We start from the raw sequence: 15,404 nt of genomic DNA, 5'->3' as shown, positions 1-15,404 counted from the left end.
CTGGGGATTTTCACCACCGTGGTGTGTCCTAAATCGCACCCGTGATTCTGCCGGGTGCTCGGGCCCGTCGAGGTGCCAGAGTCGCAGGTGGTGAACTCGTTGCGGCCTCTTGCGCCCCCCGGAAGTGCTCCGGCGCAGGTCACCGGCATGGCAACTCAGGGCACCCTTATTAGATTCCGGGAAGTAATTCCGTCACACTGGTGTTGTGAAAACCGTGGGTTTGCCGCACGACGAGGATGCAGGCACCGGTCGCCGTACCGGTGCCGCGTCTTCTGCTGCGCCCGCGACCCTGGTCGCGGGCGGTGAGGGCCATACCCGAGCCGCCGTCGTCCAGCTGCTGCTCGAAGAGGGTCCGATCACCGCGACCGCGATCGGCACCAGGCTCGGCCTGACGCCAGCGGGTGTCCGCCGGCATCTGGACGCGCTGATCGAATCCGGTCAGGCGCGGGCCAGCCGCTCGGCGCCGTGGCAGCAGAAGGGTCGCGGCCGCCCGGCCAAGCAATACCAGCTCACGGCCGTCGGTCGGGGACGGCTCGGCCACGCATACGACGATCTGGCCGGGGCCGCCATTCGGCAGCTCGGTGAGGTCGGCGGCGAGCAGGCCATCACCGAATTCGCGCGCAAGCGGGCCAGGACCATCGTCAAGGGCATCGAACCGGTCGCCGAGCACACCGCGGAAACCACCACCGCCAAGGCGGACGAGATCGCGGAGGCCTTCACCGACGCCGGATTCGCCGCGTCCACCCGCAAGGTCGGCGCTGGTGTGCAGATCTGCCAGCACCACTGCCCGGTGGCTCATGTGGCCGAGGAATTCCCGCAGTTGTGCGAGGCCGAACTCGAGGCTTTCCGGGACCTGCTCGGAACCCACGTCCAGCGACTTGCGACGATCGCCAACGGCGATTGCGCGTGCACCACCCATGTGCCGCTGTTCGTTCTCCCTATCACCGATAACGCTTCCCATAAAGCCGCTGCACAGCCCGCAGCGGAACGTACGAACGACTCCGGAAGGAGTGCCGAATGACGACGACCACCGACCAGGTGCAACCGCTCACTCAGGAAGAAACCATCGCTTCCCTGGGCAAATACGGTTACGGCTGGGCCGATTCGGATGTGGCCGGTGCCAGTGCACAACGAGGCCTGTCCGAGGCTGTCGTCCGCGACATCTCGGCGAAGAAGAACGAGTCCGAGTGGATGCTCGAGCACCGGCTCAAGGCGCTGCGCATCTTCGATCGCAAGCCGATGCCGAGCTGGGGCTCCAACCTCGACGGCATCGACTTCGACAACATCAAATACTTCGTGCGCTCGACCGAGAAGCAGGCCGAGAGCTGGGAAGACCTGCCCGAGGACATCAAGAACACCTACGACAAGCTCGGCATCCCGGAGGCGGAGAAGCAGCGCCTGGTCGCCGGTGTCGCCGCGCAGTACGAATCCGAGGTCGTCTACCACCAGATCCGCGAGGACCTGGAGGCCCAGGGCGTGATCTTCCTGGACACCGACACCGGTCTGCGCGAGCACCCGGAGATCTTCGAGAAGTACTTCGGCTCGGTGATCCCGGCCGGTGACAACAAGTTCTCCGCGCTGAACACCGCCGTGTGGTCGGGTGGTTCGTTCATCTACGTGCCGCCGGGCGTGCACGTCGACATTCCGCTGCAGGCCTACTTCCGGATCAATACCGAGAACATGGGCCAGTTCGAGCGGACCCTGATCATCGTCGACGAGGGCGCCTACGTGCACTACGTCGAGGGCTGCACCGCGCCGATCTACAAGTCCGATTCGCTGCACTCCGCGGTGGTCGAGATCATCGTGAAGAAGGGCGGCCGCTGCCGCTACACCACCATCCAGAACTGGTCGAACAACGTCTACAACCTGGTCACCAAGCGGGCCAAGGCGGAGGCGGGCGCGACCATGGAGTGGATCGACGGCAATATCGGCTCCAAGGTCACCATGAAGTACCCGTCCGTGTGGATGATGGGTGAGTACGCAAAGGGCGAGGTGCTCTCGGTCGCGTTCGCCGGTGAGGGCCAGCATCAGGACACTGGCGCGAAGATGCTGCACCTGGCGCCGCACACCTCCTCGACCATCGTGTCGAAGTCGGTGGCGCGCGGCGGCGGCCGGGCCTCCTACCGCGGCCTGGTCCAGGTCAACAAGGGTGCGCACGGCTCCAAGTCGACCGTGAAATGTGATGCGCTGCTGGTCGATACGATCAGCCGCTCCGACACCTACCCCTACGTCGATATCCGCGAGGACGACGTGACGATGGGCCACGAGGCCACGGTCTCGAAGGTGTCCGAGGACCAGCTGTTCTACCTGATGAGCCGCGGCCTCACCGAGGACGAGGCGATGGCGATGGTGGTGCGTGGCTTCGTCGAGCCGATCGCCAAGGAACTCCCGATGGAGTACGCGCTCGAGCTGAACCGCCTGATCGAACTGCAGATGGAAGGAGCCGTCGGCTGATGGCAGCCCTGGACAACGTTGCCGCAGCCGCTGAGGCTCGCACACCGGCAGTCAACAAGGGGGAGGTCTTCACCTCTTTCGACGTCAATGCCTTCGAAGTGCCCTCGGCGAAGGATGAGGCGTGGCGGTTCACCCCGCTGCGCCGCCTCCGTGGGCTGCAGGACGGTACCGCCGTTCGTGACGGCGAGGCCACCGTCGAGGTCGCCCCGATCGCTGGTGTGACCGTGGAAACGGTGGAGCGCACCGATGCTCGCCTCGGCGCGGCCGGTGTGCCGTCGGATCGCGTTGCGGCCCAGGCCTACTCGGGTTTCGAAAAGGCGACCGTGATCTCGGTCGGCACGGAAACCGAAGTCGCCGAACCGGTCACCGTCACCGTCACCGGTCCGGGCGAGGGTAAGACCGCCTACGGTCACCTGCAGATCCGCCTCGGCAACTTCGCCGTGGCCACCGTGGTCATCGACCAGCGGGGCAGCGGAACCTACGCCGAGAACATCGAATTCGTGCTCGGCGACAGCGCCAAGCTGATCGTGGTCGCGATCCAGGACTGGGCCGACGACGCGGTGCACGCCACCGCGCACCACGCCCAGCTCGGGCGCGACGCCACGCTGCGGCACACCTCGGTCACCCTTGGCGGTGATCTGGTGCGCCTGACCGGCAATGTCCGCTACGCGGGCCCCGGCGGCGACGCCGAACTGCTCGGCCTCTACTTCGCCGATGCCGGTCAGCACTTCGAGCAGCGCCTGCTCGTGGACCACGCGGTCCCGCACTGCAAGTCCAATGTGCTGTACAAGGGTGCGCTGCAAGGCGATCCGCATTCGCCCAAGGGCGATGCCCGCACGGTGTGGGTCGGCGATGTGCTCATCCGCGCGGCCGCCGAGGGCACCGACACCTTCGAGGTGAACCGCAACCTGGTGCTCACCGACGGCGCGCGCGCCGATTCGGTGCCGAACCTGGAGATCGAGACCGGCGAGATCGTCGGCGCCGGTCACGCCAGCGCCACCGGTCGTTTCGATGACGAGCAGCTGTTCTACCTGCGCGCCCGCGGTATCCCGGAGGACGCCGCCCGCCGTCTGGTGGTGCGCGGTTTCTTCCACGAGATCATCCAGAAGATCGCGGTCCCCGAGGTCCGGGAGCGGCTGGAGTCGGCCATCGAGGCCGAACTCGCCGCGATCGGCGCATGACCAACCAAACCCTTTGTCAGTAAGGAATCCGAATTCGATGACCACCCTGGAAATCAAGGACCTGCACGTCGAGGTCGCCAACCCGGACGAGACCGCCGAGCCCATCAAAATCCTCAAGGGCGTGAACCTCACCATCAAATCCGGTGAGACGCACGCCATCATGGGCCCCAACGGTTCCGGTAAGTCGACCCTGTCCTACGCGATCGCCGGACACCCGAAGTACACGGTGACCTCCGGCTCGATCACCCTCGACGGCGAGGACGTCCTGGCGATGTCCGTCGACGAGCGGGCGCGCGCGGGTCTGTTCCTGGCCATGCAGTACCCGGTCGAGGTTCCCGGTGTCTCGATGTCGAACTTCCTGCGCACCGCCGCCACCGCGGTCCGTGGCGAGGCCCCCAAGCTGCGCACCTGGGTCAAGGAGGTGAAGGAGTCGATGAACGAGTTGGAGATCGACGCCGCCTTCGCCGAGCGCAGCGTGAACGAGGGTTTCTCCGGTGGTGAGAAGAAGCGCCACGAGATCCTGCAGCTGGGCCTGCTCAAGCCGAAGATCGCCATCCTCGACGAGACCGACTCCGGCCTGGACGTCGACGCGCTGCGCATCGTCTCCGAGGGTGTCAACCGCTACAAGGAGCGCGAGAACGGCGGCGTGCTGCTGATCACGCACTACACCCGCATCCTGCGCTACATCGAGCCCGAATTCGTGCACGTGTTCGTCGGCGGCCGCATCGTCGCCGAGGGCGGCGCCGAGCTGGCCGAAGAACTCGACGCGAACGGCTACGTCCGTTTTACTCAGACCGCTACCGCTGGAGCCTGATATGACCGCCACGGTCCGCACCCTCGACGTCGCCCGCATCCGGGCCGACTTCCCGATCCTGAACCGCACGGTTCGGGACGGGAAGCCGTTGGTGTACCTGGACTCCGGCGCGACCTCGCAGCGTCCCCTCGCCGTGCTCGACGCGGAACGCGAATTCCTCACCGAGCGCAATTCGGCCGTGCACCGCGGTGCGCATCAGCTGGCCGAGGAGGCCACCGACGCCTACGAGGGCGCGCGGGCCGATATCGGCCGGTTCGTCGGCGTGGATGCCGATGAGATCGTATTCACCAAGAATGCGACCGAATCGCTGAACCTGGTGACCTACGCGTTCTCCGACCATCGCTTCCCTTACCACGTCGGTCCGGGCGACGAGATCGTCATCACCGAGCTCGAGCATCACGCGAATCTCGTTCCCTGGCAGGAACTCGCGCGCCGGACCGGTGCGACCCTGAAGTGGTACGGCATCACCGACGACGGCCGGATCGACCTCGATTCGCTCGAATTGTCGCCCGCCACCAAGGTTGTCGCGTTCACGCACCAGTCGAATGTGACCGGCGCGGTCAGCGATGTCGCCGAATTGGTCCGCCGGGCAAAGGAAGTCGGCGCGCTCACCGTGCTCGACGCCTGCCAGTCGGTGCCGCATATGCCGGTGAACTTCCGTGAACTCGGCGTCGACTTCGCCGCGTTCTCCGGGCACAAGATGCTCGGACCGTCCGGTGTCGGCGTGCTCTACGGGCGGCGCGCGCTGCTCGAGGAGACTCCGCCGTTCATCACCGGCGGTTCGATGATCGAGACCGTCACCATGGAGGGCAGCACCTACGCGCCGCCGCCGCAGCGTTTCGAGGCCGGTGTGCCGATGACCTCGCAGGTTGTCGGATTGGGTGCGGCCGTGCGGTATCTCGAAGCGATCGGGATGGAAGCCGTTGCGGCACACGAGCACACGCTCACCGGTGCGGCGCTGGAAGGACTCGCCGCGATCGCGGGCGTGCGGATCGTCGGGCCGGCCGAGAACATCGACCGCGGTGGCGCGGTGTCGTTCGTGGTCGAGGGCATCCACGCCCATGACGTCGGGCAGATTCTGGACGACGAGGGCGTCGCCGTGCGAGTGGGCCACCATTGCGCGTGGCCGCTGATGCGTCGCCTCGGCGTACCCGCCACCGCCCGTGCGTCATTCGCGGTTTACAACACCCTGGATGAGGTAGACCAGCTGGTAGCCGCCGTGCGGAAGGCCCAGAGCTTCTTCGGAGTTGCATAAGACATGCGCATGGAGCAGATGTACCAGGAAGTGATCCTGGATCACTACAAACACCCGCATCATCGCGGGCTGCGGGAGCCGTTCGGTGCCGAGGTGCACCACGTCAACCCGACCTGCGGTGACGAGGTGACCTTGCGCGTCCAGCTCGACGGCAACGGTGATGTCGCCGATGTGTCCTATGACGGGCAGGGCTGTTCGATCAGTCAGGCCGCCACCTCGATTCTCACCGATCAGGTGATCGGGCTGCCGGTGCAGCAGGCGCTCAAGGTCGTCGACTCCTACAACGAGATGATCTCCAGCCGCGGCACCGTCGAGGGCGACGAGGACATGATCGGCGACGGTATCGCGCTCAGCGGTGTGTCCAAGTACCCGGCGCGGGTCAAGTGCGCTCTGCTGGGTTGGCTGGCGTTCAAGGATGCGGTGATTCGGATAACCTCCGCGGAAGAGGCCAAGCGCACCATGGGCAGCGACATCTCCACGAATGGAAAATCGTCATGAGTGAGACACCAGCCACCGAAACGACCGAGCAGATCGAACTTTCGGCCGAGGCCGTCAGGCAGCTCGAGGACATCGAGGAGGCGATGCGTGACGTCGTCGACCCCGAACTCGGCATCAATGTCGTCGACCTCGGCCTGGTCTACGGCATGAGCGTCGACCAGGAGAATGTCGTCACCCTCGACATGACCCTCACCTCGGCGGCCTGCCCGCTGACCGATGTCATCGAGGACCAGTCCCGCAACGCCCTCGTCCGTTCCGGCCTCGCCGAAGACCTCAAGATCAACTGGGTCTGGATGCCCCCGTGGGGTCCGGACAAGATCACCGAGGACGGCCGCGAACAACTGCGCGCCCTCGGCTTCACCGTCTAGGACGGCTGCGGCCGAATACGTTCGAAGCGACCCCGGCCACACGGCCGGGGTCGCTTCGCGTTTCGCACCTGTCGCCCACCGGCCAGGTCGATCAAGGTTCTCGGGCGGCATCGAATTCGGCTACCCGGCATTGGGTTTCGAGGGTGGCGGCATTGTCGACGAGGCCGGTGCGCGTGCCTGGTTCGGCGTCGACCGTGGCGAATAGTCGGACCTCGGTGATACAAAGACTTCGACAATTCGGATCGGACCAGCCAGGCTCTCGATCCGAGGCTATTTTCTGAACTGGGGAGACATCACATGTCACTGTCGTCCAAGGCTGCCATGGGTCTGGTGGCCGCGTCCGCGGGTGCGTTCATCGCCGCCGGGGCCGGTGCCGCACAGGCAGACGAGGGCCTCTACGGCTCGCTGGCGATCTCGACCTCGCCGCGGGGCGATGCGACCCTCGGATGGGCGTACAACTATTCGAACTGGGCGGATTCGGATCGCGCCGCGGTGCAGCAGTGCGGCCTGCCCAGCTGCCACGTCATCGTGCAGTTCGCCAACGCGTGTGCGGCCGTGGCCCGCAACGGCGATGAGCACCTGGGCTGGGCCTGGGCGCCGACGCGAGCCGAGGCCGAGCAGCAGGCGATCGCCAATGCCGGTCCGACCGCGCCGCCGCCGCTGCTGAACTTCGGCAGCTCGGTGCCGCGCGGACCGCGCATCGTCGATTCGCAGTGCACCGCGAACGCGAACTGACGCCCGGACAGACCAAGTGCGCTCTCGACGCGAGTCGCGTCGAGAGCGCACTTCTTTGCGGCCGCGCCGAAGACTCAGCGCCGCAGCACCTTTCGGGCGACGAAGTTGCCCAGGAACTGAATCCCCTGCACACCGGCGATAATGATGAGCGTGGCCACCAGCGTGACCTGCCAGTCGAAGCGCTGATACCCGTAGACCAACGCGAAATCGCCGAGCCCGCCGCCGCCGACGGTGCCTGCCATCGCGGACATATCGACAATGGCGATCACCACGAAGGTGTAGCCGAGGACCAAGGGCCCCAACGCCTCCGGGATCAGCAGCGTCAGGATGATCCGCAGCGGACCGGCCCCGACCGCCCGGGCCGCCTCGATGACACCGGGATCCACCGTGACCAGATTCTGCTCCACGATGCGAGCGATGCCGAAGGACGCCGCAACGATCATGACGAATGCCGCTGCCTCAGTGCCGATCGTCGTCCCGACCACTTCGAGGGTTACCGGCCCGAGTGCCGCGAGCAGGATGATGAACGGGATCGGCCGGACCACGTTCACCAGTACGTTGAGCAGCAGGTTGATCGGCGCATTCGCAAGTAGCCCGCCTTTGCGGGTGGTGTAGAGGGCGGTGCCGAGGAAGAGCCCGATCAATCCGCCGACAACGAAGGTGAGCAGCACCAGATAGACGGTGGTGCCGATTGCCTCGCTCAGTACCGGCCGGAGTTTGTCCCAATCCGTATGCACGGCTAGTCCTTTCGGTCGACGCAGGTCGTTTCGAGCGACCTGCGAGCAGTCGCTAGCGGTGGTCGAGTTCGGCGATCACCTTGTCCACGTCGTCGTCCGAACCGTGCAAGGCCAGCGTCACGCTGCCGAAGGTCTTGTCCTGCAACGTACTCACCCCGCCGTACACCACTTCGAACCGAACACCGGCATGTGCGGCAATGGCCAGTGCCGCACCGATTCCGCGCTGATCATCGATATCCACGGTGACCAGCCGGCCGCCGTGCAGTTCGCCGAGTCGCCGCAGCTCCTCGGCATCGGGCCGGTTGTGCAGCACGGTCGCCACGAACGACTGCGTCGGCGGTGCCTGCGGGGTCGCGAAAACCTCGAAGGTGCTGGCCAGTTCGACAATCTTGCCCTCGGCGAGCACCGCGACCCGGTCGGCCACCGCTCGGATCACATCCATTTCGTGCGTGATCACCACAATGGTGACGCCGAGTTCACGGTTGATCTTCCTCAGCAGCCGCAGCACCTCGCCGGTGGTCTCCGGATCCAATGCCGAGGTCGATTCGTCCGCGAGCAGCAGCGACGGTGAGGTCGCCAGTGCACGCGCGATGCCGACCCGCTGTTTCTGACCACCCGAGAGCTGATCCGGATAGCTGCGGGCCTTATCGGCGAGTCCGACGAACTCCAGCAGTTCCTCGACCCGCGCCTTGCGCTCGGCGCGCCTCCAGCCCGCGACCTTCAGCGGATACTCGATATTGCCTGCGGCCGTGCGTGATCGGAAGAGGTTGAACTGCTGGAACACCATGCCGATATCGCGGCGGGCGCGCCGCACCTCGGCCTCGCGCACACCCGTGATGGGTCTGCCGGAGACCGCCACGGTGCCGGTGGTCGGCTTCTCCAGTGCGTTGATCAGCCGCACCAGCGTGCTCTTGCCCGCGCCGGAATAGCCGATCACACCGAAGATCTCGCCCTGTTCGATGCGCAGATCGATCTCGTCGAGCGCGACATGCCTATTCGCGCCCTTGCCGAAAACCTTTGTGACCGATCGAAATTCGACTGCGGGTACCGATTGCTCGCTCACTTGCCGTCTTTGATGGTCTGTTGCACCCTGGCCAGGATCTGCTCCAGTTCGGGCCCGGTGCGCTCGACCTCGACCGCGGTGTTCTTGGTGACCTGGGCATGTGCCTGCTGCACATCGGTGTCGTGCCAGAGCCTGGCCACCTTCTGGTAGAGCTCATTGTTCTTGTCCGCGGCCCTGGAGACCACGACATTGATATAGGGCTCGGCCGCCGGATTCTTCGGATCATCCTTGTAGAGAGCCGAATTGGGGTCGATGCCGGAACGGTCGAGGAAGGTGTTGTTGATGATCGAGCCGTCGACCGAGGCGAGGGAGAGCGCGGTCTGGGCCGCGTCGACCGGGGTCACCTTGACCTTGGACGCACCCTTATCGATATCGGCGGGCGTCGGCGCCTTGCTGTCGCCGGAGAGCTTCAGCAAACCGGCAGCTTGTAGCACGAACAGCGCCCGCGCCTGATTGGTCGGGTCGTTGGGGATCGCGATCTCGGCGCCCTGCGGCAGGTCCGCGAGCGATTTGTGCTTCTTGGAGTAGAGCCCGAGCGGCACGATATAGGTCGAGGCGATCGGGGTCAGGGTGTCGTTATTGGCGACGTTGTAGGCGCCGAGGAACTGCAGATGCTGGAACAGATTCAGATCGATCTGCTTCTGCGACAGCGCGAGATTCGGCTGTTTGTAATCGGAGAAGTTGGTGATCCGCAGGGTGATGCCCTGCGATTTCGCCTTCTGCTCGAAGACGTCCCAGGCATGATCCTTGTCGGTGGTGCCGATGCGCACTACGTTGTCGGAGGAAGCCTTGTCGTCGCTGCCGCACGCCGTCAGGGTGAGGGCCGCGGTGGCTACCAGGACCGGGATCGCCAGTACCCGATGGAATTTCACTCGTGCTCCCGAAATGCTTGTCGCAATATGAACCCGGTAATCCAAGCGATGTGTTCGGGCATCGGACAACGGTTTGGATTGGGCTGAGCGAAACTCTGGCAACTAGTTGGACGAACGTCTAGGTTGCCTGCAATGCGATTGCTGCGCCGTGTTCTGATGATTCCCCTACTCCTTGCCCTGGCCGCCGGTGGGGGTGCGTGCGGTAGGGAGCACCAGGACGACATCGTGCGCATCGGGGTGAACGACATCTCGCTGCCGCACTGGGACGTCTACAAGAAGAAGGCCGCCGAAGCGGGCATCGCCGTCGAGTTCGTCAACTTCACCGACTACAACCAGCCGAATCCGGCGCTGGCGCAAAAGCGGATCGACCTCAATAAGTTCCAGCACGTGCGGTACCTGGCCAATTACAACGTCCGCAATAACGACACCCTGGTGCCGATCGGTGCCACCGAGATCTATCCGCTCACCTTGTACTCGCGCAAGCACAAGTCGGTGGCCGAGATCCCCAAGGGCGGCCAGATCACGCTGAGCAACAATCCGGCCAATCAGGTCCGGCCGCTGCTCGGCTTGGCCGCCGCCGGGCTGATCGTGCTGAAGGGCGGCGCGAGCTGGGATTCGAAGATCGAGGACGTGGATACCGACGCCTCGAAGGTGCGCCTGAAGACCATCGATCCGACGCTGACCGCGCAATCGCTGGACAGCGTCGATGCCGCCTTCGTCGACGACACCTTCGCCCGCCCGGCCGGTCTCACCAAGAACGAGACCATCTTCACCGATGACCCGGAACGCCCGGAGTTGAAGCAGTACATCAATATCTTCGCCGCCCGCGCCGAAGACAAGGACAACCCGAAACTGCTTGCGCTGGTGCGGCTTTACCACGATCCCGAGGTCGAGGCGGCCGTTCGGGCGGAGGCCGGGTTCCAGGGCGTCTTCAAGACCAACGATGCGGCGGATCTGCGGGCCACCCTGGCCGAGTTGGAGACCAAGTTCCGCAAGTAGGAGGCGCGGTCACTCCGGAATGCGTTCGGCTAGTCATACGCGCCCCGATATCAGGACATATCCGGCAGGGGATGGCGCGGGCGGCGTGCGGCGGCCATGATTTCGGTGTGGACGACACAACGTATCGGGACACCCGACTGGCGCTGCATGCGGCGGGGGAGTTGTTGATCGCGGGACCGCAGTTTCGGCGGTTCGGGACCATCAGGATGCGCGTCGTACTAGGTGGCTTCGGCGGTGCGCGATGGCCGGTATCGGTGGTGGGCGCGGATCTGGTGTGGCCGGAGGGGCGCACGCCGCTGGCGGGGACGTATGACAAGCTGGCGGCCAGCGCGGGATTCGAGGCGCAGGCTCCGGCCGGTGTCTACGTCGACATCACCGGAACCGATCCGGGCGATCCGATCCGGGTCGATCCGGAGGCGGCGACGCTGATCGCGGACTGGTTCGCGCTCGGCGATGCCGCGTTGCGCTGCTCGGCCCCCGATGTCATTCCGGTGCTCTGGCCGGAGCATTTCGACTTGTCCAGCACGCTGCACGAAGTCAATTACGGTGTGTCGCCCGGTGATTCCGCGCACCCGGGGCCCTACGCCTATGTCGGCCCCTGGACACCACGCACCGGCGACTTCTGGAACGCTCCCTTCGGCGCACTGCGTCCGCGCGACGAGGTGAACACCGTCGCCGCCCTGCTCGACTTCTTCGAGGAGGGAAAGGCGCGGGCAGCCGAGTCCTGAACCATGGCGATCTGCTCGGCCCATTCCCGCAGGACTGATACCGAGTGGCACTACCCGGCGAGTGCGTCGAGGTAGGTGGCGGTTGTGGGGTCGGCCGGGAAGTAGGACTCGATCGCGATCTCGTCGAGCGTCACGTCGAAGGCAGCGCCGAACCGCATGATCGTGCTGAACAGCGACAGCTCGGTGCCGCGATGGTGCAGTCGGATGGGCAGTGCGATATCCGCCGGATCGATTCGTGGCGGACCGTCTTGCGGTGCGAACGCACTCAATTCCGCATGCAGCGTGGCCAATTCGGGATCGCCGGTCTGGGCCGCCTGCCGTGCGAGGCGCGGCAGCAGGAACCCGCGCACCTGGTCGATATTGCGCACCCGCGGTGCGAAACCCTTGGGGTGCAGACCGACTCGCATCATATTGATCGGCGGTTCGAGCAGCGCCGGATCGACCTCGTCGAAGAACACGCCGACCGCCGCATTGGCGGACAGCAGATTCCATCGGTTGTCGATGGCCAATGCCGGAAACGGCTCATGCGCCCGCAGCACCCGCTGCACCGCGGCCCGCGCCTCGCACAGATCCGGATCGTCCATGGTCCGCTGCCGATAGGTCGGCGCGTGTCCGGCCGCCACCAGCAGCCGGTTGCGTTCCCGCAGTGGGATATTCAGGTGCTCGGCGAATCGTTCGATCATCGCCGGACTCGGCACGGTCCGCCCGGTTTCGACGAAACTGATATGCCGCGTGGAGATTCCGGATTGCACCGACAGCTCGAGCTGACTGAGCCGGCGCCGAGCTCGCCACTCGCGCAACAGCTCACCCACGTGCCGATCTTGGTCCACACACGCCAGTATCGCCGCGCCGCCGACCCTCCGCCATTACATGCCTGGTAATCGACAGGCTTACCGCGCTGCTGCGACGGTTACCCGCATGACGAACGATCTGCCGACCCGCAATAAGGAACTCCTCCTACGCAGCCTCGCCGAGTTCACCAACGGCAATATCGAGGTGCTACGAACCCTGTTGCACGAGAACTTCATCGAGCACAGCCCAGGGAACCCGTCCGGCCGCGACGCCTTCATCGAATTCACCGCGAATTCGCCGGTGGCCAAGGCCCGACTGGAGATCAAACGAGTCATCACCGACAACGACTACGCCGTCGTCCACTATCACATGATCCCACCCGACGACCCACGCGGCATCGCGGTAGTGGACATCTGGCGCCTAGTAGACGGCATCATCACCGAACACTGGGACGTAGTCCAACCGGTCCCCGACGACAACACCCAACTCCCACACGGAATGTTCTAACCCTCCCGAGTCCGAACTGGACAAATGATCATGTGGAACCTGTGGCGGCATCGCCCGAGAAGCCCCCGCCACCACTGCCACCTGATCTTGATCACCTTCCGTCACAGAGGTTCCCACCTCATGCGCTCTTGCGGGGGGCAGCTTTCTTCGCTGGCTTCTTGGCCGGCTTGGCGGCGGTCTTCTCGGCCGCCGCCTTGGTGGTTTTCTTCGGTGCCGCCTTGGTTGCCTTCTTGGCGGGTGCCTTGGTTGCCTTCTTGGCCGGTGCCGCCTTCGCCTTGGGCTTCGCACCCTTGTCGGAGCTTTCCGCGGCCCGCCGCCCGCTGGCCTCGAGGCTGCGCTGCAATGCGGCCACCAGATCGACGACCTCGGCATCCATTGCGGCGGGTGCGGCCTCGGGCTGGCTGACGATCTTTCCGGTGCCGCTGGCGATCGCCTCGTCGAGCACCTTCTTCAGCTCGATCTGGTATTCGTCGGTGTACTGGTCGGGATCGAAATCGTCGGACATGGTCTCGACGAGCGTCTCGGCCATCTTGATCTCCTGCGGCTTCGGCTCGGCGACGCCGTCGAGGGATTCGAAGTCGACCGCGCGGACCTCGTCGGGCCATAGGAGTGTCTGCAGCACCAGCACGCCGTCGCGCACGCGCAATGCGGAGAGCCGGGTCTTCTGCCGCAGTGTGAAGTGCACGAGCGCGGTCCGATCGATGCGCTCCAGTGTGGTCGCCAGCAGCACGTAGGCCTTGGGAGTATTCGAGTCGGGCTCCAGGTAGTAGCTCTTCTCGAACAGGATCGGGTCGATTTGCTCGGACGGCACGAACTGCAACACCGGAATCTCGTGCTTCTCCGCCGCGGGCAGCTGGGCGAAGTCCTCGTCGGTCAGCATGACCTTGTCGCCCTCGGGGGATTCGTAGGCCTTGTCGATATCGGCGTACTGAATGGACTTGCCGCAAACCGTGCAGACCCGGTCGTACTTGATCCGCCCGCCGTCCTTGGCGTGCACCTGGTGGAAGCGGATATCGTGATCCTCGGTGGCGGTGTACACCTTGACAGGGACGTTTACCAGCCCGAATGCGATCGAGCCTTTCCAGATAGCTCGTGCCATCACTCCATGATGGACGAACCCATTCGAATGCGCGAGCGAATCGACATCCCGAGTGTCGCGGTCGCGACACGCCGACGCATGGGGGCGGGCAGGGCGGCGAAAAGGGTGCGCATGGCGGCGACGGTGCCGCCGAGGTCGGTGCGACCCGATAGATACGCCCGTTGCAGCTGCGGGGGCATTGTGAAGAAGGCATCGAAGAAGACCGGAATGTCGGTCGGCGGCAGTGCGAGCAAAGCCCGCAGACCGGCCGCCCGCAACGCATGTACGGCCCGGGCCCGTACCGGCCACGCCGTTGCGCCGAGCGCGACCGTATCGGCGGCGGCCAGCGAGGCGGTGACGCTGTAACCCGTTGCGGGATGGGTGAATGCGCCCGCCGCGCCGAACCTCGACCGTCCCGGCCGGCCGCCCTGCACCGGGAACCGCACCCGTTCGATCGGTTCGAACCCGGTGAGTTCGATTCCGCGAGAACGCAACCGGTGCCGCAGCCGGTCACGCAATACGGCGGTGTCGATGGCCGGACGTCCCGCGAGGCAGGTCTCCTCCAGCAGCATGGTCTGCGCGTCCAACGGCACCGCATACAGAAACGACCGGGGCGCACCGGGTTCCGCGCCGTTGTCCGAGCGCCAGTCCATGAACAGCGGCTGCATCTCGGTATCGCGTTGGACGACAACGCCGTACGCGGTTTGCTCGGCCCGCGCCGAGGCGCGGGCAATTCCTCGTGCGTCGACAATACGATCTGCGCTATATTTTGTGCCCGAAGCCAAAGTGACTGTGTTCTGCCGAATTTCGACAACGCGATCCGCCGATATCCGGGCGCCGTCGAGATCCAGCGAATCCCGCAGCCGCTCGGAGTCGAAGACGACATAGGTTCGGTCGAGTCGATGTAACCGGGTGCCCCAGGCCGCGGGGGCATCCACGACGGCGGCGACAACCGTCGGATCCAGCCACTGCGGCAACTCGTCGGACCACCCCGCATACGTCGCCGACCAGCGTCGATCCGGTAGCGGATCGACTGCGGTGACCGACATTCCGTGCGCGAGGCAGCGATGCGCGAGCGCGCGACCGGCGGGGCCGAGGCCGCAGACGATGATGTCGTCGGTCATCGCGCGGCCGTCGCGGAATGCGGATGCCGGTGCGGCACAGCGAGTTCGGCGGTATGCAGGGCGGATCCCTCCGTTCGCGGATCGGTTCGTCGGTCGTGCGGAGCTTACTTCCGGGCGGATCGGTCACCGTTGCGTGGTGATAGTTCACAGATATCCACGGTGACATTCTTCATAATGCGATCATGTTGGATCTGGATTT

General features: G+C 65.2%; 17 protein-coding genes. 11 read left to right on the top strand and 6 right to left on the bottom strand.

The features are described from left to right. Window positions 1-205: 205 nt before the first annotated feature. The 8 genes from ACHQ4I_RS18080 to ACHQ4I_RS18045 all read left to right on the top strand — a co-directional run bounded on the left by ACHQ4I_RS18080 (window position 206) and on the right by ACHQ4I_RS18045 (window position 7,305). Window positions 206-1,021 carry a helix-turn-helix transcriptional regulator gene (locus ACHQ4I_RS18080; protein ID WP_420772955.1) on the top strand — a complete coding sequence of 272 codons (816 nt, stop codon included), beginning with the start codon at window positions 206-208 and terminating at the stop codon, window positions 1,019-1,021. Then, window positions 1,018-2,454: a Fe-S cluster assembly protein SufB gene (gene sufB / locus ACHQ4I_RS18075; protein ID WP_420772954.1), complete on the top strand. Its 1,437-nt coding sequence runs from the start codon at window positions 1,018-1,020 to the stop codon at window positions 2,452-2,454. The genes ACHQ4I_RS18080 and sufB overlap by 4 nt, the downstream gene beginning before the upstream one ends. Beyond that, a complete protein-coding gene (gene sufD / locus ACHQ4I_RS18070) occupies window positions 2,454-3,635 on the top strand; it encodes a Fe-S cluster assembly protein SufD (protein WP_420772953.1) in 1,182 nt (393 codons plus the stop codon). Before sufB ends, sufD begins: the two co-directional genes overlap by 1 nt. Before the next feature lie 37 nt (window positions 3,636-3,672). After that, window positions 3,673-4,449 carry a Fe-S cluster assembly ATPase SufC gene (gene sufC, locus ACHQ4I_RS18065; RefSeq protein ID WP_420772952.1) on the top strand — a complete coding sequence of 259 codons (777 nt, stop codon included), beginning with the start codon at window positions 3,673-3,675 and terminating at the stop codon, window positions 4,447-4,449. 1 nt (window position 4,450) lies between these two features. Beyond that, entirely contained in the window at window positions 4,451-5,704 is a 1,254-nt protein-coding gene (locus tag ACHQ4I_RS18060; RefSeq protein ID WP_420772951.1) for a cysteine desulfurase, read from the top strand. 3 nt (window positions 5,705-5,707) lie between these two features. Then, window positions 5,708-6,202, top strand: a complete 495-nt coding sequence (gene sufU, locus ACHQ4I_RS18055; protein ID WP_420772950.1) for a Fe-S cluster assembly sulfur transfer protein SufU — start codon at window positions 5,708-5,710, stop codon at window positions 6,200-6,202. Beyond that, window positions 6,199-6,570 carry a metal-sulfur cluster assembly factor gene (locus ACHQ4I_RS18050; RefSeq protein ID WP_420772949.1) on the top strand — a complete coding sequence of 124 codons (372 nt, stop codon included), beginning with the start codon at window positions 6,199-6,201 and terminating at the stop codon, window positions 6,568-6,570. Before sufU ends, ACHQ4I_RS18050 begins: the two co-directional genes overlap by 4 nt. A gap of 297 nt (window positions 6,571-6,867) precedes the next feature. Beyond that, complete coding sequence (locus ACHQ4I_RS18045) at window positions 6,868-7,305, top strand: DUF4189 domain-containing protein (RefSeq protein WP_420772948.1); 438 nt, start codon at window positions 6,868-6,870, stop codon at window positions 7,303-7,305. A 74-nt stretch (window positions 7,306-7,379) separates the two neighbouring features. Here ACHQ4I_RS18045 and ACHQ4I_RS18040 read toward each other — a convergent pair whose 3' ends face one another. The 3 genes from ACHQ4I_RS18040 to ACHQ4I_RS18030 are packed head-to-tail and all read right to left on the bottom strand — an operon-like array spanning window position 7,380 to window position 9,977. Then, window positions 7,380-8,042: a methionine ABC transporter permease gene (locus ACHQ4I_RS18040; RefSeq protein ID WP_420772947.1), complete on the bottom strand. Its 663-nt coding sequence runs from the start codon at window positions 8,040-8,042 to the stop codon at window positions 7,380-7,382. Between the two features lie 52 nt (window positions 8,043-8,094). After that, window positions 8,095-9,105, bottom strand: coding sequence for a methionine ABC transporter ATP-binding protein (locus ACHQ4I_RS18035; protein WP_420772946.1), 1,011 nt, complete (start codon window positions 9,103-9,105; stop codon window positions 8,095-8,097). Further along, entirely contained in the window at window positions 9,102-9,977 is an 876-nt protein-coding gene (locus ACHQ4I_RS18030; RefSeq protein WP_420772945.1) for a MetQ/NlpA family ABC transporter substrate-binding protein, read from the bottom strand. Before ACHQ4I_RS18030 ends, ACHQ4I_RS18035 begins: the two co-directional genes overlap by 4 nt. 132 nt (window positions 9,978-10,109) lie before the next feature. Here ACHQ4I_RS18030 and ACHQ4I_RS18025 point away from each other — a divergent pair, with 132 nt between their 5' ends. Both ACHQ4I_RS18025 and ACHQ4I_RS18020 read left to right on the top strand, forming a co-directional pair. Beyond that, window positions 10,110-10,976: a MetQ/NlpA family ABC transporter substrate-binding protein gene (locus tag ACHQ4I_RS18025; RefSeq protein ID WP_420772944.1), complete on the top strand. Its 867-nt coding sequence runs from the start codon at window positions 10,110-10,112 to the stop codon at window positions 10,974-10,976. Window positions 10,977-11,083: 107 nt separating this feature from the next. After that, the gene (locus ACHQ4I_RS18020) at window positions 11,084-11,704 is read left to right on the top strand and encodes a hypothetical protein (RefSeq protein ID WP_420772943.1); all 621 of its coding nucleotides are present in this window, start codon (window positions 11,084-11,086) and stop codon (window positions 11,702-11,704) included. Window positions 11,705-11,754: 50 nt separating this feature from the next. Here ACHQ4I_RS18020 and ACHQ4I_RS18015 read toward each other — a convergent pair whose 3' ends face one another. Then, the gene (locus tag ACHQ4I_RS18015; protein ID WP_420772942.1) at window positions 11,755-12,516 is read right to left on the bottom strand and encodes a helix-turn-helix domain-containing protein; all 762 of its coding nucleotides are present in this window, start codon (window positions 12,514-12,516) and stop codon (window positions 11,755-11,757) included. A gap of 106 nt (window positions 12,517-12,622) precedes the next feature. Between ACHQ4I_RS18015 and ACHQ4I_RS18010 the strand changes: the two genes are divergently transcribed. Beyond that, a complete protein-coding gene (locus ACHQ4I_RS18010; protein ID WP_420772941.1) occupies window positions 12,623-13,003 on the top strand; it encodes a nuclear transport factor 2 family protein in 381 nt (126 codons plus the stop codon). Window positions 13,004-13,121: 118 nt separating this feature from the next. Here the strand turns inward: ACHQ4I_RS18010 and ku are convergent, their stop codons facing one another. Next, window positions 13,122-14,102, bottom strand: a complete 981-nt coding sequence (ku, locus tag ACHQ4I_RS18005) for a non-homologous end joining protein Ku (protein ID WP_420772940.1) — start codon at window positions 14,100-14,102, stop codon at window positions 13,122-13,124. Continuing rightward, on the bottom strand, window positions 14,102-15,205 hold the full coding sequence (locus tag ACHQ4I_RS18000; protein ID WP_420772939.1) for a lycopene cyclase family protein: 1,104 nt from the start codon (window positions 15,203-15,205) through the stop codon (window positions 14,102-14,104). Before ACHQ4I_RS18000 ends, ku begins: the two co-directional genes overlap by 1 nt. Window positions 15,206-15,404 lie beyond the last annotated feature (199 nt).

It is taken from the genome of Nocardia nepalensis (assembly GCF_048910785.1).
Taxonomy (GTDB): domain Bacteria; phylum Actinomycetota; class Actinomycetes; order Mycobacteriales; family Mycobacteriaceae; genus Nocardia; species Nocardia nepalensis.
The sequence above is the reverse complement of the archived record's forward strand: the minus strand, read 5'-3'. Positions and strand labels throughout refer to the sequence as shown.